The 749-nt window shown below is 52.2% G+C and carries 8 tRNA genes; all 8 read left to right on the top strand.

Annotated features, from left to right (window positions below):
- Window positions 1-58: 58 nt before the first annotated feature.
- Window positions 59-131 (top strand) — tRNA-Val (locus FC84_RS07770).
- Window positions 132-133: 2 nt separating this feature from the next.
- Window positions 134-206, top strand: a tRNA-Lys gene (locus tag FC84_RS07765).
- Between the two features lie 14 nt (window positions 207-220).
- Window positions 221-303, top strand: a tRNA-Leu gene (locus FC84_RS07760).
- Window positions 304-336: 33 nt separating this feature from the next.
- Window positions 337-409: transfer RNA gene (locus FC84_RS07755), tRNA-Thr, on the top strand.
- A 4-nt stretch (window positions 410-413) separates the two neighbouring features.
- Window positions 414-485: transfer RNA gene (locus tag FC84_RS07750), tRNA-Gly, on the top strand.
- An 11-nt stretch (window positions 486-496) separates the two neighbouring features.
- Window positions 497-582, top strand: a tRNA-Leu gene (locus FC84_RS07745).
- A 13-nt stretch (window positions 583-595) separates the two neighbouring features.
- Window positions 596-669 (top strand) — tRNA-Arg (locus FC84_RS07740).
- A gap of 5 nt (window positions 670-674) precedes the next feature.
- A tRNA-Pro gene (locus FC84_RS07735) sits at window positions 675-748 on the top strand.
- Window position 749 lies beyond the last annotated feature (1 nt).

The following is a 749-nucleotide window of genomic DNA, read 5'->3' as shown; positions in this document are numbered from 1 at the left end:
GCGCCGAGAGTAGTTGGTGGGAGACTGCCTGCGAGGATAGGGCGCTGCCACGCTAAATGGAGGTTTAGCTCAGCTGGGAGAGCATCTGCCTTACAAGCAGAGGGTCACAGGTTCGAGCCCTGTAACCTCCATTGAGCCGTTAGCTCAGTTGGTAGAGCATCTGACTTTTAATCAGAGGGTCGACAGTTCGAGCCTGTCACGGCTCATAGTTGAATAAAATACGGGTGTGGCGGAATTGGCAGACGCGCTAGATTTAGGTTCTAGTGTCCAATGGACGTATGGGTTCAAGTCCCTTCACCCGTATCACACCGAAAGGTGTCAACGAAATAAAGATATGCCGACTTAGCTCAGTTGGTAGAGCATCTGATTTGTAATCAGAGGGTCGGGCGTTCAAATCGTCTAGTCGGCATAATGCGGAAGTAGTTCAGTGGTAGAACATCACCTTGCCATGGTGGGGGTCGCGGGTTCGAATCCCGTCTTCCGCTTTCATTATACTGCCGGGGTGGCGGAATAGGCAGACGCACAGGACTTAAAATCCTGCGGAGAGTGATCTCCGTACCGGTTCGACCCCGGTCCTCGGCATTATAATGAAAATGCACCCATAGCGCAATTGGATAGAGTGTCTGACTACGAATCAGAAGGTTGTAGGTTCGACTCCTACTGGGTGCATAGAACGGGAAGTAGCTCAGCTTGGTAGAGCACCTGGTTTGGGACCAGGGGGTCGCAGGTTCGAATCCTGTCTTCCCGAT

Origin of the sequence: Lapidilactobacillus dextrinicus DSM 20335, from assembly GCF_001436095.1 — a bacterium.
GTDB classification, from domain to species: Bacteria; Bacillota; Bacilli; order Lactobacillales; family Lactobacillaceae; genus Lapidilactobacillus; species Lapidilactobacillus dextrinicus.
The sequence above is the reverse complement of the archived record's forward strand: the minus strand, read 5'-3'. Positions and strand labels throughout refer to the sequence as shown.